This window comes from Rheinheimera sp. ATLC3, assembly GCF_059429535.1.
On sequence record NZ_CM182103.1, the window covers coordinates 667,777 to 690,291 of the forward strand.

Genomic DNA, 22,515 nt, shown 5'->3' on the forward strand with positions numbered 1-22,515 from the left:
AATATAGCACAGCAAACTGAACACCGGTCTTACCGGCAAAAAAATGCCAGCAGGTTTACCCGGCTGGCATTTTACTCAGCATGTACCTTGCTTAACGTTTAATCATAAAACGGCGAGCGCTGCTCAGTCGCATCTATCAGCGTCGATGGCCGGTTCAGCGGCTGACCACCGTCACGGGCAATCGGGACCCACGGTAAACGGCCTCTGCCTTTAGACGGCCGAAGCGAGAACAAATCAAACGGAATAGACAGATAGAAACCTTTAGTAAAGCTGCCTTCACCGTATTCTTCTGACGACACATTGGTAAAGGCGGCATAAGCACCAACAACAATACCACTGTCAAAGCGTTTGGCAAAATCCACATTTACCCCTTTGTCTTTTGCCAAAAACTGACCAATGTTAAATGTCAGCTGCGCATCAGGCAAAAACTCCGGCTTCCAGTAGATATTAACGTGGCCGGTAAAGGTGTTATAGTCAAAAAAGTCGAAGTCGTTCTCGTAAGAGCGCTGACGCACATAGTTAACGTCAAAACCTACCGCCAGGTTAGAATCCACCGGCCGGTAAAGCACCTCTCCGCCGACACCACCAAACATTGTCTCAAGATAACCACCATATGCCTGAGCGTATAAATCGGGTAGCAGTTGATCCTGCCATTGTAAATACAGGTTTTCCATAGTCACCTTACTACGAGTTACGTATTCACGTACATAAGTGCGTACACGAGGTAAAGGTGTATTTTGCGAGTCAACTTTAAAATTGAACTTATCAAAGTTTTCCAGTAAGGTTATTTTAGCTGTGCCGTTGACGCTAAAGTTACTGCTTAAGTGGTAACCGGCACTAGCAAATATTCCGCCCTGATACATATAAAAGGCTTCCGGATTACCAAAAGTTTGAACCCAGAATGTTTCCAAACCGGTATATCCCCCTCTGGAATCAGGCCGAGAGGCAAGCCCAAGTGTGCGAACCTCGGGGCGTTGCCGTATATAGGTCGATTTAATATCCGTTTGCTGTGTATCATAGCGGGCAACATTAATAAACTGATTTGCATCGACTACAGTTTCAACTAATGGCAGATTGCCTGAGTAGTCAATAATGCGATACGTTTTAATGCTCGCCGGAACTTCTGTTGCAAGAATACGAGCGATGCGCTCAATCGCTTCGTCCTGATTGCGGTAGGCAATTTGCTGACCATAAATAACAAACTCATCATCTATTATGCTGGACGATTGAAGAACAAAACCAGCCTCTGTGAACAAGGCCGAGGGCAAAGCGTTACGATCCATAATTTCGGTTCGTTTTAACTCATCAGGCACAAGACGTGGAGCAGGGTGAATTTTAGGCTGTTTAACTGTGTGTAAATTCAGAGCATAATGCACACCAAAACCTAAGGTATTACCACGTTGATAGTTTAAGTCAAAATCAAAATTACCCCATTGATATACAGCGCCGATATTCCAGTTGCTATCCTGTTTCAGCTCGCCTGCTCTATCATTGCGATAGTCGTTTCCTTCATACTCCAATTTTAATCTCAGTGGCTGCCACGGTGTCTGGTACTCAATACCGCCGAATAACGAAGCGGGCCCCTTAAAAAACTTATCATAGTCGACTTTACCACCACGACCACCAAAACCTGTTGGCCGACCACAGAAGCTATCTTTTAACTCACAAAACGGGTTTTTAATGTTGCCATCATTACCGAGATAGCCCCAGCCAATACCAAGGTGGAAATCAAAATCGCCCCACTTTTTACTCAGGCTTATAAATTCACTTTCAAAGAAACCAGTACCACCAAAGTCTCTGAAACCAACTGCGACCTGTGGTAAGTAGGTGCCTTCCTGCAACAAGCGAAACTTAACATCTATACCTTTATCTTTAAGGGTTTGATCGCCACTGAAACCTGGGTATGGGCTATATAATCGTGTGCGCACATCAGTATAACGCACCGTTGACTCCATCCAGTCAAACAGCTGGATACTAACCGACCACAGTCGATATTCTTCATTGTCGCTATAGTTAATTGATAAGTCCCCGGCAGGCGCCATACGGGCAGTCGGCGTTTGAATCAGGCCTACACCGCCGTGTGCCATCTGAGACACTCCAGCAGCGCTTTGTTGCCAGCCACTCATGCTATCTGCGTATAACAGACCTGGGTATAATGAAACCGTAATGATAGATAATACAAAAGGGATACGAACAACGGTCATGGTAACACCCTATGAGTAGCCAACTCAGGCAAGGCTTTATTCAGCTGTTGCAACTGCGTGCCAAACAGCTTCGTTTTCAATGGTATAAATAGCTGAGCACCTGGCATTGCCTCTACATGTTCCCGGTTCCAATACTCAGTTCCGACAGTACGCACAGTGCCATCTGCTTGCAGCAGTGTTAACTGCTCTGTGTCTGCAGCCGCATTAACAACTACTGCACTAAGATAATCGGCTATCGGCACTGCCCCTCTATGCGTAACGTTACTGGCATGGCTAACTGCACCAAAAACATGAATACTGCTGGGGCGTAGTTTTAACTGCAACAAGTAATGCCCATCGTCGAATCTCGGATTATGTTGTGGTTGAATGCGCGCCAGATCATAATCTACCGGCGTTAAAATACGCTTCGCCAGGTGCCAGCCAACCACCTGTCGCTCTATAGATTGCAGAGTCGCAAACAAGTCTTCATCAGCCTGATAATGCTGTTTAAGCTCAGCTAGCTGCTGCAGTATTTTCTGCCGCAGCTGCTCTGGCTCTGTACTGTCTAACTTATACAAAGAACTAGCCGGCCAATACCAGTGCTGCTGCAGTGCAACAGGCGCCACCACTTCATTCATCCTGGGATTACCGTCAAACTGCAAACGCTCACCATTAACATCTACTTTTACGGTTGCACAAACTGGCACAGTAGCACTCAAAACACCACACACCAGATATGCCAATACTTTACTAGCCATCACTGTTCTCCACCGACACGGCTGGTATCTTCCGGTAATAACCGGGCAATCCGGCTGATATAGGTCATTGTTAACAATTGCCCAAAAGGTGCCAAACGCTGTTCGCTTTTAATTAAAGTTCCGGTGCGGCTATCAAACCAGAATCTGTTCTGCCAGTCGCTGTCAAAACGCAGGTAGTTCGGCTTGTCTTCGTACTGCACATATTCCACAACAACTGTTACCGGTAAAGCCTGCTGAAAAAAGACCAACTCTTCAGACCTGTCGATTTCAAATGAAGACCGCAGCTGGTAGCCATACTCGCCATGTTGCCAATCAGCTAAACGCAACCAACTGGTATAAGGCCTGATACTTTTAATATCCCGTAACGGATCGGACGCGGTGTTGGTTAAAAACAATAAATTGTCAGCAAAACCCACAGTGCGCACCACACGCCCTTTTTCTTCCACCAGCATGGCGTTATCAGCCGAAATCCACTTGTGCTGCCCGGCTTCAATTTTATATAGCGCCATAGCGGCCACAGGCCTTTCACCGTGTTTAACATAAACTAAATCTGATGGTGCTTTTTTTACGTCTTTCAGGCTAAGCTCAACATCAGCCGTTGTAGTAAATGCAAGTTTAAGAGTGTCTACATAGGAGTGGTAAGTACCGGCACAAGCAGTAAGAGTTAGCAGCAACACACTGCCGACAAAACATTTAACCGATGTCATTCAATTTATACCTACAAAATAAAACGCAGATAAACTTTCAGCAATAAAAAAGCCGCCTGCTGGCGGCCTATTTATTGATGCGAACTTAGAAAGTTGCAGTTACAGTTGAAGTTACAGTATTAGTGCTTGTCACTGGGGGCTGTGGGCAAACACCGTTAACTGGAGCACTGCCATCGTCACATAACACAGGAGGTTGAGTGACTGATGAACCACGATTGTTAGAAATAATAGCAGCAGCAACAGCAATGCCTACAACGCCTGCAGCGATTGTAGTATTGTCTACACCGCCGATAGTACCATCACCACCTTCTTTTTCCTGAGCATTAACACCAATGCTTAACGCCATAACGGCTGCAGCGATAATTAATTTTTTCATGATAATTCCTTAACAAGTTCAGCGTATATTACAGATACCTTTCAGCTTAAACCAAAGCTCAACCGGACTCAATAATTAAATTTAACTTTATACATATTTCAACACTTTAACCAAAGTTTGGCCTCACGCAATATTAACTTTACCTAATGAATGCACTTCAGCAGTCGCAGCCAAAGCTGTCGCCCCCTTTGAAAGCGGATTCAGCACCGGTATCAGACCAATGTCCCTGTTAGCTACCAAATCACTGCACTCAGTACCATAATTGAAACCTGTCGGTGCATTCCGGATAAGCTCTATAATATCGTTAACAGCAAAAGCGTCACAGTGCCCTTCTAACTGCTGCAATAACACCATCATATCCTGCCAATCCATACTCAACTCATCTGCAGCCATAATGCGCGGATGAGCCGTCTCACGCACATTTTCACCAATCAGTAGTTCTTCATACAGCTTTTCCCCGGGTCGCAAACCGGAATATCGGATCTCAATATCCCCGTTAGGGTGAATGTCATCTTTTACTTCTAGCCCCATCAGGTGAATCATCCGTTTGGCCAAATCAGCAATTTTTACAGGCTCCCCCATATCCAGCACAAATACATCACCGCCATGCCCCATAGCTCCAGCCTGGATTACTAATTGCGCTGCTTCAGGTATCATCATAAAATAACGAATAATATCTTTATGCGTTACCGTCACCGGCCCACCTCGGCGTATTTGCTCACGAAACAGCGGCACAACCGAACCGCTCGACCCCAACACGTTACCAAAGCGCACCATACAAAAGCGTGTTGTTTGCTGCCGTTTTGACAATGCCTGCAGTACCAGTTCTGCCAACCGTTTTGACGCCCCCATAATATTGGTTGGCCTTACCGCTTTGTCTGTAGAAATCAGAACAAAGGTTTCTACCTTTGCCGCTATTGCTGCTTCTGCAGCATACCAGGTGCCATAAACATTATTGCGCACCCCCTCCACTACATTATACTCTACCAATGGTACATGCTTGTAAGCCGCTGCATGATAGACCGTTTGCACATTAAATGACTTCATCACCGACTCAAGTCGGCTTTGCCGCTGCACAGACCCCATTATCGGAATTAACTTAATATCTAGCCCACGCTGGTTTATTAACGTACTTAGCTCTTGCTCTACGCTGTACAGACTAAACTCAGACAGCTCAAATAACACCAGCATTTTGGGCTCGCTGACAATGATTTGCCGGCATAGCTCTGAACCAATAGACCCCCCAGCGCCGGTGACCATGACGATCTTGCCTTGAATATTGGCCTGCATTAGCTTTTTCTTAGGCTCTACCAAATCACGCCCGAGCAAATCTTCTATCTTAACGTCCTGTAACTCGTCAATGCGCATTGACCCATCCACAAGATCACTCATACCAGGAATGGACTGCACAGGTATTGGCAGTTCTTCCAATGCATCCAGTACTTCGCGGCGACGTGAGCGACTAACCGAAGGTAAGGCCAATAAAATTCGGCTGATATTATGAAGTTTAATAAGGCTAACTATTTGTGCCGGCGCGCCAACAGGCACGCCGAGTATGGTTGAGCGATGCAAAGTTGTGTCATCGTCGACAAAGACCACCGGGTGATACTGTTCGCCATTTATGAGCGCCTGAGCTAACTGACGCCCCGATGAACCTGCGCCATATATTAATACCCGTTCTTTATGACCATTATTACGCTGCACCAAAAACATTCTCGCTAACAGTCTTAAACCACCAGAAGTCACTAACGCCATTATGGCATATACGAAAATCAGGTTGCCTTTGTCAGTAACCTTCAGTACACCAAACAATAGTGCGAGTACAAAAGCACTGCTGACAATACCTGCCAGTACAGCCCCCAGAGCATGCTGTCCTATATAACGTATTACGGCACGATATAAACCCAATTTGGTAAAAATAAATAAGGTCACCGGTAAAGTAATAGCAAAAGACACCGCAATTTCAGCAATAGCACTATGCTCTTCGTGTTGCGTCAGAAAATATGCGGCAAACAACGAGCAGATTAGAAAAAATACGTCAGCAAAAACCGAAATTAACCGTTTAATTGAGCGGGGTAATCCCAATAACCAGGCCAACATTTATGACTCCGTATCCAGAACAGCCAGACTACGGCCTATTTTTGTCAGGGTTAGATATTGCAATGTGCACAGCATCGATCTTTTTTTATCACAATCCATGCCTCCTTATTGTGTAGCAAGTAATTTTAGCAGCCACTCTTTAAAATCAGGGCCCAGATATTTATCACGCAGCCCATGTTCAACAAATGCCTGCATGTAACCCAGCTTATTACCACAGTCATGGCTGCGACCAATAATATGGTATGCATTTACTATTTCAGTCTCCATCAGTAACGCAATCGCATCTGTTAGCTGAATTTCATCGCCTGCCCCCACGGGAGTACGCTTAAGGTACTGCCATATGGTACTACTAAACACATAACGCCCCACAACAGCCAGATTTGAAGGCGCGGCATCTACTGCAGGTTTTTCAACTATTGCACCCATTTTTATGGATTCGCCAGTGGCCAGTTGATGTCCGGCAACATCTACAACTCCATAACTGCTAACCATATGCTGTGGTACCGGCTCTACCATCACCTGACTGGTGCCGGTTTGCTCAAATAAACGCACCATCTTTGCAAGATTATCTTTATGCAAATCACTGTCACAAGCGTCTATCAGCACATCCGGCAACAGCACGGCAAAAGGCGCTTCGCCAATAACCGGCAACGCGCATAATACAGCATGGCCCAACCCTTTAGCTTCACCTTGCCGAACATGCATAATGGTAACATCTTTAGGACAAATTGCTTGAACTTCTTCCAGCAGCTGTCGCTTGACTCGTTTCTCTAACATCGATTCAAGTTCAAAGCTTTTATCAAAGTGGTTTTCAATTGAGTTTTTTGACGAATGTGTTACCAGCACAATTTGTTTTATGCCTGCGGCAATGCACTCGTTTACCACATACTGAATTAAAGGTTTATCAACCACGGGCAACATTTCTTTCGGGATCGCCTTCGTTGCCGGTAACATCCTGGTTCCTAGCCCAGCAACGGGTATAACTGCTTTTAATACTTTCATTAAAACTCCATGTTCATATCCTGATCTTGGAAGCTAAGTTTAATCGCTGCCAAATAAATCCCGTGTATATACTTTTTCAGCTACGTCAGACAGAGCATCACTACGCCGGTTAGCAATAATAACATCTGAAATACGTTTAAACTCCGCGAAGTCTTTAACTACCCTGGAATGGTAAAAGTCGTCCTGTTTTAACTCTGGCTCATACACCACAACCTGTATCCCCTTCGCTTTAATACGTTTCATGATGCCTTGTATTGCAGACGCACGGAAATTATCTGAGCCGGTTTTCATCACCAGCCGATACACTCCAACAACCTCAGGGTTACGCTTCAGCACAGATTCGGCAATGAAATCTTTGCGGGTGCGGTTCGCATCGACAATGGCTTGAATAATATTGTTCGGTACATCCTGATAATTTGCCAGCAGTTGTTTGGTATCTTTTGGCAAACAATAACCACCATAGCCAAAACTAGGGTTGTTATAGTGATTACCAATACGCGGGTCCAGACCAACGCCTTCTATAATTTGGCGCGAATTTAAACCATGGCTTTCAGCATAACTATCAAGCTCATTAAAATAGGCAACTCTCAGCGCCAGATAGGTATTAGAAAACAGTTTAATTGCTTCTGCTTCTGTGCTGTCAGTAAACAATTTAGGCACATCCTGTTTTATTGCCCCCTGCTGCAATAAATCAGCAAAACACTCCGCACGATCACTTTGCTCGCCGACAATAATCCGTGATGGATATAAATTGTCATACAGAGCGCGGCCTTCACGCAAAAATTCAGGCGAAAATATAATATTGTCAGTACCGAATTTCTGCCGGGCATTCTTAGTGTAACCTACAGGCACAGTAGATTTAATTACCATCACTGCCGCTTGGTTTATTGCCAGCACATCACGAATGACAGCTTCAACACTGCTGGTATTAAAATAATTAGTCTGCGGATCATAGTCTGTCGGTGTGGCAATAATCACAAAATCAGCGTCGGCATAAGCCTGCTTCTTATCCAAGGTAGCGGTAAACTGTAGTGCCTTGTGTGCCAGAAAATCTGTAATCTCTTTATCGTCTATCGGCGACGTTTTATCGTTTAACAACGCCACCTTGTGCGGCATTATATCTACTGCCACGACCTGATTATGCTGGGCCAGCAGCATTGCATTTGACAAACCCACATATCCGGTGCCGGCAATCGCAATTTTTAAAACTGGCATATTAGTCCTTACGCTCACAACCTTGAACCACGATTGTTTCTAAAACCCACAAAATCAGCTGACTATAATAGCATTAATCCAACGTCTCGAAAAAGCCTGCGTCAGCGCTTGTTTTGCTGCACCATTGCCTTACACTATGCGAATTGTATCGGGTTTTCGCTGTGTGCATGCAACAAATTGCCTTATCCAGTTTTGTCAGCATGAGCTGAATAGCCGCTTAATGGGATAGTTTATGTAGCAAGGTGAACACGCCCAGCACTAATATCAACATTTATCAACATTTCTCTTTTCAGTGCGGCTAGGTAATTGCCCCCCAAACACCTTTGCACATGCCGCTGCCAGTTGGCAAAATTAAAAGAGATTAGCCAACTACGTACTTTATCAAAAATGTGTAAATAAGTTCTTCAGCGCGAGTAACGCCTACCTTAATCGCATCTTCCGACACCAGCAGAAATAAAGTGACAAATGCTGAAGTTGTATAATGTGGGCTGTTAATACCGATGGCTAACAAGTAACGAATGCGACCAACATGATCAATATGCTCAAGGGTAACTGTTAAAACCCGAATAGGCGTGAAGGAAAAGTAAATCTGCGGCGGGAGCACAACTGTGGACCTAGGCAATTCAGCTCTCTGAAACAGCATGCTGTCAGTTTACAGGCTTTAGCCATCATAAATAAGTTATTCTTGGCGGAAGCCGGAAACACTGTTCTTCGCAGTAGGGTAAAAAAACAGTTTTTTTATAAAGCAGGCATCCCATCTTTTTTTTACTTTTTTCTTACACGGTCTCCGCTGCCCTTACCTGCAACCGTCATAACAATATACTTAAAATAATTAGCCAGTGTAAGGTTTTGTAGCATTTTAGCATCCGTTTCAGCCAGCAACGCCGGCGTCGACATATCTATCTCGTTTACTTGCGCCAACCCGGTAATACCGGGGCGAGCATTTAATACGCCACGCTGCTCACGTTCGGCAATTAATTCTTCCTGATTAAATAAACACGGTCGCGGCCCGACCAGGCTCATATGCCCGCATAACACATTCCACAACTGTGGTAATTCATCCAGCTTAGTTTTGCGCAAGAAACCACCAAAGGGCGTAATTGCATTGCTGCTGGCCAGATGACTAGCCACATGAGCAGTGTCTTTTTGCATGGTACGAAACTTAATCAGCGTAAACGGCTTTTTGTTACGCCCTACCCGCTGTTGGCAAAAGATCGGCGAGCCGGTATCAAACAAGCCGGTAAGGGTTAGTAAAACCAATACCGGGAAACCAAGCACTAGGCCACAAAGCGCAAAAATAATGTCTAATAACCGAATTAACATAATTCCTCTTTTAAAAAGCAGCGCAAAATCCCTTCTTCCACTGTAATGGGTGGTGCCCAGCTCAGAGTGTGTTTGGTATGGCTTATATCTACCTGCAAATTACCGCATAAGCGGTCAATAACAGGTTCTTTGCCGGTTAGTTTTGCGGCCAACCGCAGCCAACTTACCGGTACAGGTAATAACCGCGGTGTTTTACCAGCAGCCTGGGTCATCAGTTGCAACAGCTCTGTAGTTGATACATCGCTGTCATCACTGACTAGAAACGTCTGGTTGGCCGCTTTGGGATGATCAATACAGGTAACGATTAGATCCACCAGATTATCCAGCGCCACTAGGCTGCGTTTATTATGTATCGCACCGAATGGCAACGGCAGGTTTTTCTGCGCCAAATGCAGCATAGCAGCAAAATTAGCCTTCACACCTGGCCCATACACCAATGGCGGCCGAATAATCACAATCTGCATTTCGGTTTCAGCCGCCAGCCGCAAAAGTTGTTGCTCGGCTTCAGCTTTTGACTGGCCATAAGGGTCTTGTGGCGCTGGTATATCAGTATGCTTAAATTGCTGATTTTGTTCGGTTGATTCACCGTTTACCTTTATAGAGCTGATAAAAATAAACCGTTTTACCCCGGCCAAGGCCGCCTGACGCGCCAGATTCAGGCTTGCCAAACAATTAACCTCGCGAAATGCTGCCTGAGGGTCTGCCGTAGTGTCCCGCATCATATGCACTCTAGCCGCAGCATGAACCACCACAGCTGCGCCGCTAAGCGCCAGGGTATAATCAGTGTCCGTGCTAAGTTCGGCCTGGTAAAAATCAATACTCGGCTCGGCAGGCTTACGGCGGCCGATAGCGCTAAGCTGGCAACCAGTCAATGCTTTCGCAACCGCTGCGCCTACAAATCCGGTTGCCCCCGTTAAAACAATTTTTCGCACCATGATTATTTTCGCTTACGCCTGACATATCTGAAGTGCTGTATAAGGTGCCAACAAGACGGCACTATACCCAGCTGCTGCTCTTTACGATATATATCAAAAACATCGAGCAACTTCTTCCACTTATTTTTCGACAATGAGGTTTTCACCATCCGGTACCGCGCCAAGCAGCCTGGATACTTCCTGGCAACAACATTCTGTTTAGTAATCGCCAGCCACAATCCCCAATCCTGTCCCCGCCTAACTAATGGCATATAACGCTTTCCAAGCGCTTGCTGGTTGTACGCTACCGTTAGACAGCCTATTGGGCAGCCATTTAACAACTGCCGGTAATTTAATGAGTCCGGCAACTGGTAGCGGTGTAATAACTGCTCTGTCAGCCCATCAATCTCTTCATAGTCACCATAGGACAGCAATACATGGGCGTTTTCCATAAAGCCAATTTGTTGCTCCAGCTTCGTCGGCGCCCAGCTGTCATCGCTATCAAGAAAAGCTATATATTTGCCTGTTGCATGACTGATGCCCAAGTTTCTTGCAACTCCAGCTCCGCTGTTAATCTGAGACAACACCACCAGATGCGGATAACGCTGTTTTAGTTCATTTAACAGTTGTAAGCTGTTATCCGCTGAGCCGTCGTCAATAATAATATGTTCTTTCACTTTAATAGTTTGCTGAGCCACGCATTCAACAGTATGCCGGATAAACTGTTCACAGTTGTATGCCGGAGTTATTACCGAAACCAGCTCGTTAAGGTCTTGCAAAATAACGTCTTTCTCCATATTAAACAAAGTCCCAAAAAGCAATCATTGTCAGCTTCAACGCTTGTCTTAAAGGCAGCTTTTTAGAAATAGTTTTCGAGTGTTTAGCGAAGAATAGCAGCAACATTCCAATACCTTTGATGCCAAACACCCGGCGAAATAACGCCCCTCTGGCCCGTAGGTAACGCTCATCCCAATTAGCACCAGACGTCTCATTCGGGTGTATGGCAATATCAGCTGGTAGATAAGTAATTGTACCGCCACTTTGCAATATATCTGAAAGCAATATGTTTTCTTCTGAAACCGGATACTCAGCCCCTAAGCCAAATTTAGGATCAAATTTAATGTGATAACGTGCAATAAAGTCACGGCGCAGGCAAACTTCAATCGATGAGACTTTAAAAACATTCCACCAACGCCGTCTGCCAGCGACTAACGGGTAAGACTTGCGGTACTGCCCATTAGCATCACAATAACGAAACGTTATTGCAGCAGCATCGGCCTGCTGCGCCATTGCAGTAATAATGGTGTTAAATGCATCACTGGTAAACTGAATATCGTCATCAGCCAGCAATAAATAAGGGGCATCAGCCAGGCCAAGCGCTATATTGCGGCTAACACTCAACCCTCTGCTGGCTGACACTGTCAGCTGAACATCAGGCCGGCTCTGCAAATAAGCAGTCGCGTCAGTCAACGCAGCACCAGATGTCTCAGAGAAGAGTTGATGTACGACTATATAGCTTACATCTTCACGCTGTGCGTGTAACATCCCCGGAACAGCCGCCAAACGGTCATTACATGTGCTAATAAGTACCTGCAACTTTACTGTCATTTATTAGGGCCTCACCACATGCTCTTGGTTTACATCAAATTCAGCTTTACCGGCAACAGCAAGGCGGGTACGCTCATTGCATAGCGCGCTGACAACAGTGTGTGTAAAAAAAGCCAGCAGCCACAGAATTGGCGTAAATACAATACTTGATACTAATAAAGCCAGTGCTAAAGGCAGCTGCGCCATCATATAGCGGGCTTTAAACAGCGATATATGCATTGCAAACACAAAAGCACCTCCACCGATTAGACCTGCTGATGCAAAGGCTTCCAAGTAAGCATTTTGAATAGACAGGTTTTCGCTAAAGAAACGGTTGATAAGTTTCAATGTCTCTGCCGGCCCTGCGCCAAGAAAAGAGGTGTAATGTAATATGAACCAGGCTTTATCTGCGCTGGCAAAAACTCTGGCATTAACGGAGCTATCATTACCACTTGCAATTAAGTAGATACGATGTGCTAAATAGTCATTGGTTAACATAACCCAGACCAATAAGGCAATAATTGCCGGAATCACTATTACCAGCCGGATCGGCTTTTTAACATCAAAAAACCGATAGCAATATGCCATCACCAATAAAGCTGCGGCGGTAAACGACAACGTCGTTACAAAAGCGGATATTATCAGTATGTCGCGTTTTACACTGAAACGGTCGTCACTTTGCTTCATCAGATAAAAGTACATCAGCATAAAGAAGCCAAAAAACATCGAATACCAGGACGGCTCTATAAACAAACCACCGAAACGATATATACCAGCAAAGGGTACAGTAAAAACATTGATCTTAAACCCAGCATCTTCCCGGCCTTCGTTTCCAGGCAACACCACGTTAAACAATGTATCCGCGATGCCAGAGTAAAAAATAACTACCACAATGAGCTGTGACCAGACGCCAAAAAAAAGAATACGCCGGGCAAGCAGACGGATATCATTCACACAAAGCCGTGACGCCAGCTTGCTAAACGCCAGTATGGCGAAAAACGGCACAAACAGTTTTACCGACGACATCATGCCATCCAGGCTTCCCTGCATGATCGACAGGGCCAAACACACGGTGAAAAAAAACAGCATTAACAATGCGTACATAGGCACACGCAGTTCACCGGTTTTAACAAAAGCCACACCAGCTAACATCAGTACTAAGCAGTCAGCAAGGGGAATGCCCACCAAGCGGAACTTCATCAGTGACAACACGATAAACAGCAAGAATAACAATGTCATTGCCGACGAAGAACTTCGGCTTACGGTAGTATTCAATTGGCGCAACCTAATACCAGCAGGCAATAATGGCTATGCTTAATTACGCTGAGCAAAATATCTTACCAGCACAATAAAACAGCTTAGAAAGCCCCCCAACAACATACCAAGAATGCATATTAACGGCCGGTTAGGTTTTGACTTTTGCTCCGCGACCACTGCAGGATCTATCGTTTTAAATACATACTCTTTATTGACCTGTGTCAACATGAGTGTTTTGGTTTGTTCTTCTATCAATTGATATAACGCTTTGCGCAACTCTTCAATCTGGGTTTTAGCCAGTTCACGCTCCAGATAACTTAGGCTGTCTTTAGCTTCCTGCATGTCTTTGTGTTTCATGTACAGGTTTAAATCTGCCACTAGGGCTTCAGCCCACTGCTGCGCCACGTAAGGAGAATAATGCTCTACCTCCAGAGTTACTATGCCGTTGTCTTTGTTCTTAGTTACAGTGAACAGCTCTATAAACTCGTCATATGCTTCCTGCATAGACGGCTCAGGTTTGCGTGGCGGTTCAACATCCCGCACCCACCTACCATTTTGGTATATCTGCTGATCGAGCAGTAAAGTATTATCCTGCCACTGCCAGCCTTTAGCCGCTATCAGCGGTACCAGCACATTATGCTCGGCAATAAAACGGGAAATAAAGTCTCTGGAACGCACCACCTCTAAAGCCAGTGCCGCATTACTAATACTGTTGTCTTTAACATTTATGCCAGCAAGTGACGCTAGACCGCCAAACTGTCCCGCCAGGCCCCCTAATGCATCACTACCTGCCGAAGCCGAAGGCGCCAGCAAGACAGACGCAGTGTATTTATTCGGCAAACTCAGCGCCAGCACTAACGCTGCTATGGTCAACACCGATGTAACAGCCAAAATTAACCACTTTCCCTGCCACAGCACCGATACTAACTCAGACAAGCGCATATCTTCTGACTGATTGATCATTTTTTCAGACACTTTTATTCCTTATCAGCACTTATTTACTTCAGCTTACCCAACAGATAAACACCGTTTATCGCAACATATTTCGCAGTAGATAGATCAGCGCTATACCCCGGCTAAAAGGTGCTTTACGATGTCGAACTACATTGCAGAACGCTACCATTTGCTGCCACCAACACGCCACATTATACCGCAGCAACACAGCAGCACTGTCTGCCAGTTTCTGTGTATTAGTATCACTAAGGTAAAGATGTGCCAGCTGCGCTTTAATCACTGACTGTCTTTGCTCTTTGGCATACCGTCTGGAAATGCTTTGAGGCAGTACGCGATAATCAAGACAAATGGCTGCCAAATTAGCCAGCTTATACTTAAGCGACAATCGTAACCAAAGCTCGTAATCCTCAGCATGGATATAGTCTTTATCGTAGAATAGATCCGCTTCTGCCAGCTTTTTATTCAACATCACAGCCGGATGTGCCATTGGTGAACCAAATATAAACATTGGCGTAATTAAACAGTGCCAACGCGGCGGATGGCGGACGCCAGTGCGCTCATCATTGCTGTTAATGATATTATAAGCTGTTCCCACCACCGCAACATCCGGATGACGCTGTAAAAAGGCAACTTGCCGGCTTAAACGGGTACTATGTGCGATATCATCTGCGTCCATACGCGCAATGTAGTCACCTTTTGCCAGTGCGATCCCTTCATTTAACGTTGCAATCAACCCCTTATTTTCCCGACTGACATAACGCACACGCGGCTCATTTAACAGCTGTTGTTTTATTAAGGTGTCCGTATCGTCAGTTGAACCATCGTTAATGATCAGCAGCTCGAAGCTACGGTAATCCTGGCGCAAAATGCTGTCAGCTGCAGAAATGATATACTGCTGTCCATTGTAAACCGGCAATAATACTGTTACCAAAGGCGCATTAGTCACTATCAGACCCTACAAACTTGGTATCAACTATATCACTCTGACCTGTCCACAACGCCATATATCGACTGTTCTTACCGTAGCTATTGTCCATAACCTGATGCGGGATATCCAGCAGACAAGACAATATATGGCCGTGCAATCTGTCGGTTTTCACATACTGATACTGTGAGAACAGTTTAATTGCCCGCCGGACCAAAGTATTGGCCATCTGTATACCAATATTGGTGCCTGTAGAGCCCGGCAAACGATTTAAACCAGCCATCGCACCCAAGCGCATGACACGCATGGCAAATACCAAAGCTCTGCTGCTGTTATTGAACAAAATATTCCAGTCAGTCATCTTATCGGCTTGCATAAGCTGGCGGCCAGCCTGGGCTTCTTTATCTATGCGCATTAATGCCAGCGTCCCCTCTGCAACGGCTGCAGTTCTTGTTAACGGATACAACTGGTGCGCCATATCAGGCATTAAATACACGTTATCTGTCATACCTCTGGCAAGCACCAAAGACGCTTCATCACGCACAAATAAATGCAAGTCGGGGTGCTGACGAAAAATGGCGCAGCAACGCTGGTAGTTCTCTTCCTGCTCGAAATGAATTGATTGCGGCAGAATAACAACCCTTTGTTGCCTTAGCAGCGGGATCAATGTCTCTCTGACAACCTGGCAGCCGCCGTATAAGTCACCTAAATTGCCGCCGCCCTGAAAAACCACGACATCGTGTGGCGGGATGCAATTTCTGGCCACGTTAAACCAATTAGCCTTATAGCTGACAGAAATATTGTAACGCTGAAAAAAGGCCAGTGAGCCTTGCATTATGAGTAAATCGCCCACGTTTCTGTACAACGGCACATCAATATAACTCACCGCTTTGTCTCCGATCACGTCGGCAATTAGCTGATGCTTTTCAAGCAACGATTCCATCAGTTTTTTATGTTCAACAGAAACGTTGTTGCTCATGAATTCATACCTTTACTAACCAATTTATAAAACTCTTTCATGTTCGACGGCAGTTGAATGAGTAACAAGGCCTTAGTTTTTTGCCCGAACATTACTCGCGTTGCCGGATGGAAAATATCAAATATATAATTAACACATATCATTGAAGCCAGACTGGCTGAAGCTGCGCCAACAGCACCGTAACGTGGAATTAGCCAAAAATTCAGCGGTACATTCAGCAGCAGCCCCAATAAATTTCTCTGCATAAGCACCGTCTGCAGACCGATGTTTATTAAATGCCTGCTGCTGACCACTGCAAGGGCGCTAAAAATACCACACCAGACATGAATTACCAGTACTTCTGCAGCGCCCTGGTACACAACACCAAACAGCAACGGAATAATCCAGTGAGCAAGTAAGGTTACCACCAGAGCAAAGCACAACATCAGCAGCACAGATACGTCAAACAACTGTTGCAAGCGGCGCTGATAATGTCGCGGGTCTTGCTGTAACAGCGGTAGAATAGCGGGCATGACAGAAAAAGCGATGATACCAGGGATAAAGTTACTTACCTCGCTTAAACGCACTGCAGCAGAATAAATGCCGACATCTTTATCACCGGCCAATTGCGCCAGCATAATCTGATCTATCCGTACATACAGGATCCACGCCGCGGCGGAAATAACCAACGGCCAGCTTTGCAAAATTAAGCGTTTGGTGGTTTCGGGGCAAAAATGCCAGTCAGGGCTGGTGACAAAAATTTTTTTGAACAGTAGTCTTAAGAACAGTGCCGTACATAATGATTCTATCGTCGCCAACCAGACAAACGCTATCAACGGCGCCTGTAAATACACCATTGCCAGCTTGGCACAAACGACCATAGCAAACACGATATTCTCTGCCCATACCACATACTTTGACCGGATCTGGGATTCAAACCAATACTTATAAGCTTCGCTACACCTGAAAATCAATGTAGTTCCCAGAAAAGCAACAAACACACGACTTGCATCGCCGGACGGGCGCAATATCCATATGGTAGCTAATAGCAATCCATACATCAAAACGGCCGCTGACAGCTTTATAACTAAAGCACCGGCTAATATTTTGCCGGTATCAGCCGGGCTTTGCACCAAGTCGCGCACCACTGTGCCCTGCAGGCCAAAAGCGGCAACGACCGCAAACACCGCAACCAACGCCAGCACAAAATTTAATACACCGAACTGTTCCGGGCCAAGGTAACGCGCTACAAACACTGTGACGATAAGGGTTAAGCCCAGTCTGAGCACTTTATCCGCCAATAACCAGGCAATATTTCCACCGATACGGTGTAATACTTTGCGGTTGGCGGGTAAATCGGCTGGCGGCATATTTTCACTACCTAACAAGAGAGAGCTCGCTTTTAATAGCGAGCCTGTTTCGACAAGCACATAATTTAGTTGGCAATAAACTTATTCAGAACAGCGCTGAACTCAGCAACTGAGCCACTGCCTGTGATTATTTCATAATCTACTACCGTATTACCCCGTTTTTTGCCAATAACAAATACCGGGGTACCATTAAAGCCCAGCGCAGTGCCATAATTCAGCGACGCAGACACAGCATTATGTACGTTCATATTTTTCAGACAACTGTTCATTTTATCTGAATCAAGCGACAACTCTGTCATTAATGACGCTAAAAACGCATTGTCAAACGCCGCAGCGTTATTAAACAATTTGTCTTTTGCAACACCATACCTGTCTTGCTGCGCAGCGCAGCGAAGCGTTACTGCGGCATAACCAGCGTTAGGATGCAGTTTTAGCAACGGCATATCACGGCCAACGAAAAGTACTTTATTGGTGTCGACATAATCGGCTTTTAGCTCTGGCCATATCTCAGTATGAAACTTGGCACAAAACGGGCAGTGCAAATCAGTAAACTCGATAATAGCAACCTCCGCTTGTGGGTTGCCTAGCAAATGGCCGTCGCCAAACTCGATTGCGTCTGGTCGTACTAAGGCCCCTAAACCAACACGCTGTGCTACCGTAGTTTGAATTTGCTCAAGCTTTGCCACTCTGGCCTGTAACTGCTTAATCTCGTCATTGCTGGCTTGCTGCTGTGTCGTATGGCTGCAAGACGCCAATAATACTGCCAGCAACCCAGCTGACACTAGCTGTTTAATCATGTTGAACTCCTAATAAAAAAGCCCTCGCAAGCGAGGGCTCTATCAAGCTAATAACGTAATGTTATTACTGGTTCCAGTTGTTCTGATCCAGAACTGGCATTACACGGTCAACACCACCAGGGATCTTCTGTACAGTAACACCGTGAACAGTGTCACGTGGAGAAGTTACTGCGAAGGTCAGAGTGTGACGGTTAGGAGCTGCTTGCTGGTTAGAGCCAAAAGCACCTTTAGTGTAACCGCCGTCAGCACCAGTGTAACCTTTCTGATCTTGTGCTGCTTTAATTACGTCTTCTACGAAGTAAACAACAGAAGATTTAGCAGGTACAGTACCCAGAGTTACAGCAGTAGCAAAACGCTTACCTGCAGTACCGTCAGCTGATTCGCTGAATACGTCTACAGTAACTTCTGCATCTTGGTTGTGCTCGTTAGTTACACGTACAAAGTTACCCGCGCCAGATACAGCGTAAGGAACTTTTAATACTGCGCCGTTAATACCAATATTGTGAGTATTAGTCGTTTGAGGGCAGTGATCTAACAGAGGCGCACCGTCAAAGTTCAAAGTGCTTGTTACGTTAACTGCGTAGTTAAAGCCCATTGGCACTTCGTCATCTAACTGAGAAACAGTGAAGAAATGGGTATTAGAGGTAGCGCCAACACCATAGTCTGCGTCAGCAGCTGCTTCAGCGCCAGTTGCTAATACAGCAAATACTGAGTCAGCTTCCAGAGCATAAGGAGTATCGGCATAACCATAAGCATCGTCAGCATCTAAAGTGACTTGGTTAGCTAAAACACCACCAGGGTTAGTTTGAGTATTGAAAATACCAAAGGCTACAGACTCACCAGTATCACCGGTAGTAGAGAAAGTCAGCTCTAATTCATCATCAGCAGTTAATGTATGTGCTAAATCAAGCGCAAGTTCACGGTCAACAAACGCGAACGGAGCAATGATATCAGTGCGTTGCAGAGTTAAGCTGCCAGCTTCAAATACAAACTCAGTACGCGCAACAATTTCTGCATCAGCAGAGTTAGTGCTTTGAGCATTAACTTCTGCAGAAGTAGCAGTACCTAAGAACGTAACATACTGTGGAGAAATATCGATCAGTGTTTCAGCACGTGATACACCACCGATGATGCTAGAGCCACCATCTGTCTTGGCTGAAGTTGCCGCAATAGAGATTACTGCACTTGAACTGCTGTCAGTACAAGTAGTATTTTGAGTCAAAATACCTACTGGCTCTTGGGTTGCTAAAGTATTGCCTTTAGAGAAAACCATACGAGTACCAGCTGGGATAGTAGTACCAGACTGAGTTAAGAACTCAATTTCGCCCTGGCCATCAACTACGCCGTCTGAAGTAGCCAGAACGTCATCAGTAGAACCTAACAGGAAGATCTGGTTAGCGTTGCCACTAAATACTGCATTAGTCAGCTTCACTTTGATACGTGACGCGCCTGGAATATCAGTAGTTGGAATGTAAACAATTTGCAAACCATCATTTAAACCAGTAGCGCCTGCTTCAAAAGCAGCCTGACCTAACTCGATAGGATAGCCATTAGCGCCGCCTTTGGTCAGTTCATAAGCAACAGAACCTTCTTCCAAAGCTGCTAAAGCTCCATCACGCATTGCTGGAGTACCAGTGTAACATTGAGCTGCAGAGAACAGTACATTGTGGTCTACAATGGTGTCACCTTTGTAGATCTCGAAACATGCTTCTGTACCAGCAAACACATTAGTAGACGCTAAACCTGCTAACACAGCAGATGAAATAAGCGCTTTTTTAAGTAATTTCATTCCGTTTTTCTCCGTTAAATTTTACAAGCAGTTCTTAGCCGCTTGTTGGAACACGTGTCCCTGTGGCTGAATAAATTCAGCCTTAGGTATTAAATACCACTGCGACTTTAGTACAGCAGCCGGCGCTTGCATGCGTTCACCACCTGCAAAAGTCACCGAAGAGTATTTAATGCCCGAATCATAGCTAGCTTGCCTTAGTGTAGTCAACAGCTAAATTTTAAAAAATCTTTGTAATTGTTCGTTTTTTAGCTACTTAAATTATTAAGGTTGTACTGGAAAGCTATACAATTCTGTAAGCTTACGGCTAAACTCATCTAACTCTGTAGTATCGCTGATTATTCTCGGGGTAATCAGCACCATTAGCTCGGTACGCTTAAAATTATTGCTGTTAGTCTGGAACAGTTTACCAAATAAAGGAATGTCACCTAAAAGTGGCACTTTTGAATCATTGCCTTCCATGTTTTCCTGAATTAATCCGCCTAAAACGACTGTTTGGCCGTTAGCTGCCAGTACATTGGTACTTATACTGCGTGACGTTATGGTAGGTGAAGATATATCTGACGTAGTGTTAGGTGCGCTTTTAGACGTTTCCTGCGCTATTTGCAGGCTTACCAAGCCATCGGCGTTAATAGTCGGTGTAACACTTAAAGAAACACCTGTAGAGCGATACTGCACGCTGGTTCGAATCGAATCAGTATTATCAGAGTCACGAAACTCGGTAATAATAGGAACCTGCTCGCCTGAATTAATGCTGGCACTTTCACCGTCCCGAACTACTAAGTACGGGCGAGATAGCACTCGGGTATTGGTTTTAGTGGCTAACATTTGCAAAACAACACGCCAGTCACCATTGAAGCCGGTAAAAGAAATACTACCGGTGCTGGATTTCAAATCCAAGCTGGCCGACCTGCTGTAATTGTTATTAGAGCTATAAAACCAGTCGATACCAGAGGATACATTGTCCGTCAGCTCCACCTCTGCAACGACCACCTGCATAGCGACTTGGCCAGGCAGACGGTCAAGCTGCTCTATGAGTGCTAAAACTTCCTGATATTTACTTGGCGAGGCATTGATAATCAGTGCATTTTGCGCTTCATCGGCATTTATTCTGATACCGGGTGCGCTTACCCCGGCACTACCACGCCGACCACCTGCTGCACCATTGCTAGTTTCTGTTGAGTCTGAACTGGCTGAAGTGCTCAATGGCTGGATCACCATCTGCATGCTTTTCATTAACTCTTCAGCTTTGGCATACTGTGGCCGGTACACATAAAAACGCTCCGTCTCGCCACCAGTTGGCACATCCAGCGTTTTTGCCCACATTGATACCCTATCCCCCAGCGTACGGTTGCTAGAATACACGACTACCGCATTCAGCCGGTTTATGGACACCAGGGCAATATCATCGCCAATGTTAATACCTTCAGCTGCCATTAATGTTTGCAATTGAGCAATCAGCGCTTCGGGTGAAAGATAAACCAACGACAACATACGAATATCACGCCCTTTTGCATGTGGGACATCCAGCATGTTAACGATCTGCAGTGCACGTTCTATATCAGCTCTTTTACCTTCCAGCACCAGTAAACGGTTACTTTGGTCCGGATATGCCTGCGCGTTGGTCAGTTTCGACACTATGCTGATGATAGAACGGGATGAGTTATAAACATAAGGCACCAGCTGAATAATATCGTCACCTGCGTCAGGTAAATCTTCCATTTCGCGGCCTATGCCAATAGCACGGTCTACTACTCTATCGCTGGATTTACCAACATATAAAATATTGTCTTTGGTATACACCTCTACCTTTTGCTGCGCCAAAATTTGCCGGCTAATTTGAAATAACTCAGCGGGTGAAACATCCTGCTTGATACTCAGCGCGACTTTCTCTTTCATTCGTTCTACGTCAGGCGCAATCACATAACTTAACGCCAGCAATTCGCCAAACACATAGTGTGCCAGCTGCGGCACTGTCATTTCGTTAACCGCTACCTTAACCGGTGTATCTGAAGCAAATTGTGGCGCCTGGCTTAATAATGGTGAGCCACGCTTTAAACTGCCCATTGAGGCCAACTGAGTCTGCTGATGCACGTCTGATTTTTCTTCCGGCTGCACCTGCTGGCTTTCCCGGGCCTTTTGCTCTTGCTTTAAAAACGAACCCGGTACAGAAAAATTATCTGTCATCTCCTTTTTATGCGCAGAGGAATCAGTACTGGCACATGACACGGTAAGTAACGCTATTGCGCAAGCGGTAATGGTTAACTTAATGCTGGGGGTAGTCTTCATTAACTCTATACACC

At 45.3% G+C, this 22,515-nt stretch carries 19 protein-coding genes; all 19 read right to left on the reverse strand.

The genetic code is table 11. The features are described 5' to 3' along the window. Positions 1 to 98: 98 nt before the first annotated feature. The 19 genes from AC5SV9_RS03135 to AC5SV9_RS03225 all read right to left on the reverse strand — a co-directional run bounded on the left by AC5SV9_RS03135 (position 99) and on the right by AC5SV9_RS03225 (position 22,501). Complete coding sequence (locus tag AC5SV9_RS03135) at positions 99 to 2,126, reverse strand: YjbH domain-containing protein (RefSeq protein WP_475152834.1); 2,028 nt, start codon at positions 2,124 to 2,126, stop codon at positions 99 to 101. Between the two features lie 74 nt (positions 2,127 to 2,200). After that, positions 2,201 to 2,941: a capsule biosynthesis GfcC family protein gene (locus AC5SV9_RS03140; protein ID WP_475152833.1), complete on the reverse strand. Its 741-nt coding sequence runs from the start codon at positions 2,939 to 2,941 to the stop codon at positions 2,201 to 2,203. Continuing rightward, positions 2,941 to 3,648 carry a YjbF family lipoprotein gene (locus AC5SV9_RS03145; RefSeq protein ID WP_475152831.1) on the reverse strand — a complete coding sequence of 236 codons (708 nt, stop codon included), beginning with the start codon at positions 3,646 to 3,648 and terminating at the stop codon, positions 2,941 to 2,943. Before AC5SV9_RS03145 ends, AC5SV9_RS03140 begins: the two co-directional genes overlap by 1 nt. Positions 3,649 to 3,733: 85 nt before the next feature. Further along, entirely contained in the window at positions 3,734 to 4,024 is a 291-nt protein-coding gene (locus AC5SV9_RS03150; RefSeq protein ID WP_475152828.1) for a hypothetical protein, read from the reverse strand. A 123-nt stretch (positions 4,025 to 4,147) separates the two neighbouring features. After that, entirely contained in the window at positions 4,148 to 6,124 is a 1,977-nt protein-coding gene (locus AC5SV9_RS03155) for a polysaccharide biosynthesis protein (protein WP_475152825.1), read from the reverse strand. Positions 6,125 to 6,229: 105 nt separating this feature from the next. Continuing rightward, a complete protein-coding gene (gene galU, locus AC5SV9_RS03160; RefSeq protein WP_475152823.1) occupies positions 6,230 to 7,126 on the reverse strand; it encodes a UTP--glucose-1-phosphate uridylyltransferase GalU in 897 nt (298 codons plus the stop codon). A 39-nt stretch (positions 7,127 to 7,165) separates the two neighbouring features. Further along, positions 7,166 to 8,341: a nucleotide sugar dehydrogenase gene (locus AC5SV9_RS03165; RefSeq protein ID WP_475152821.1), complete on the reverse strand. Its 1,176-nt coding sequence runs from the start codon at positions 8,339 to 8,341 to the stop codon at positions 7,166 to 7,168. Positions 8,342 to 9,106: 765 nt separating this feature from the next. Then, positions 9,107 to 9,664 (reverse strand): sugar transferase, encoded by a 558-nt coding sequence (locus tag AC5SV9_RS03170; protein WP_475152819.1) that lies wholly within the window; start codon positions 9,662 to 9,664, stop codon positions 9,107 to 9,109. Beyond that, a complete protein-coding gene (locus AC5SV9_RS03175; protein WP_475152818.1) occupies positions 9,658 to 10,599 on the reverse strand; it encodes a UDP-glucose 4-epimerase family protein in 942 nt (313 codons plus the stop codon). Before AC5SV9_RS03175 ends, AC5SV9_RS03170 begins: the two co-directional genes overlap by 7 nt. A gap of 2 nt (positions 10,600 to 10,601) precedes the next feature. Then, entirely contained in the window at positions 10,602 to 11,375 is a 774-nt protein-coding gene (locus AC5SV9_RS03180) for a glycosyltransferase family 2 protein (protein ID WP_475152815.1), read from the reverse strand. Between the two features lies 1 nt (position 11,376). Beyond that, positions 11,377 to 12,123, reverse strand: coding sequence for a glycosyltransferase (locus AC5SV9_RS03185; protein WP_475152814.1), 747 nt, complete (start codon positions 12,121 to 12,123; stop codon positions 11,377 to 11,379). Positions 12,124 to 12,189: 66 nt separating this feature from the next. Beyond that, complete coding sequence (locus tag AC5SV9_RS03190) at positions 12,190 to 13,440, reverse strand: hypothetical protein (RefSeq protein WP_495473532.1); 1,251 nt, start codon at positions 13,438 to 13,440, stop codon at positions 12,190 to 12,192. A 39-nt stretch (positions 13,441 to 13,479) separates the two neighbouring features. After that, complete coding sequence (locus tag AC5SV9_RS03195) at positions 13,480 to 14,397, reverse strand: Wzz/FepE/Etk N-terminal domain-containing protein (RefSeq protein ID WP_475152810.1); 918 nt, start codon at positions 14,395 to 14,397, stop codon at positions 13,480 to 13,482. Between the two features lie 55 nt (positions 14,398 to 14,452). Beyond that, positions 14,453 to 15,322 carry a glycosyltransferase family 2 protein gene (locus tag AC5SV9_RS03200; protein WP_475152809.1) on the reverse strand — a complete coding sequence of 290 codons (870 nt, stop codon included), beginning with the start codon at positions 15,320 to 15,322 and terminating at the stop codon, positions 14,453 to 14,455. After that, positions 15,315 to 16,280: a polysaccharide pyruvyl transferase family protein gene (locus AC5SV9_RS03205; protein WP_475152806.1), complete on the reverse strand. Its 966-nt coding sequence runs from the start codon at positions 16,278 to 16,280 to the stop codon at positions 15,315 to 15,317. Before AC5SV9_RS03205 ends, AC5SV9_RS03200 begins: the two co-directional genes overlap by 8 nt. Further along, complete coding sequence (locus tag AC5SV9_RS03210; RefSeq protein WP_475152805.1) at positions 16,277 to 17,629, reverse strand: flippase; 1,353 nt, start codon at positions 17,627 to 17,629, stop codon at positions 16,277 to 16,279. Before AC5SV9_RS03210 ends, AC5SV9_RS03205 begins: the two co-directional genes overlap by 4 nt. Before the next feature lie 65 nt (positions 17,630 to 17,694). Beyond that, complete coding sequence (locus tag AC5SV9_RS03215; RefSeq protein ID WP_475152802.1) at positions 17,695 to 18,426, reverse strand: DsbA family protein; 732 nt, start codon at positions 18,424 to 18,426, stop codon at positions 17,695 to 17,697. A gap of 64 nt (positions 18,427 to 18,490) precedes the next feature. Continuing rightward, on the reverse strand, positions 18,491 to 20,215 hold the full coding sequence (locus AC5SV9_RS03220) for a hypothetical protein (protein ID WP_475152799.1): 1,725 nt from the start codon (positions 20,213 to 20,215) through the stop codon (positions 18,491 to 18,493). Between the two features lie 261 nt (positions 20,216 to 20,476). Beyond that, on the reverse strand, positions 20,477 to 22,501 hold the full coding sequence (locus AC5SV9_RS03225; RefSeq protein WP_475152797.1) for a secretin GspD/PilQ domain-containing protein: 2,025 nt from the start codon (positions 22,499 to 22,501) through the stop codon (positions 20,477 to 20,479). Positions 22,502 to 22,515: the final 14 nt, after the last annotated feature.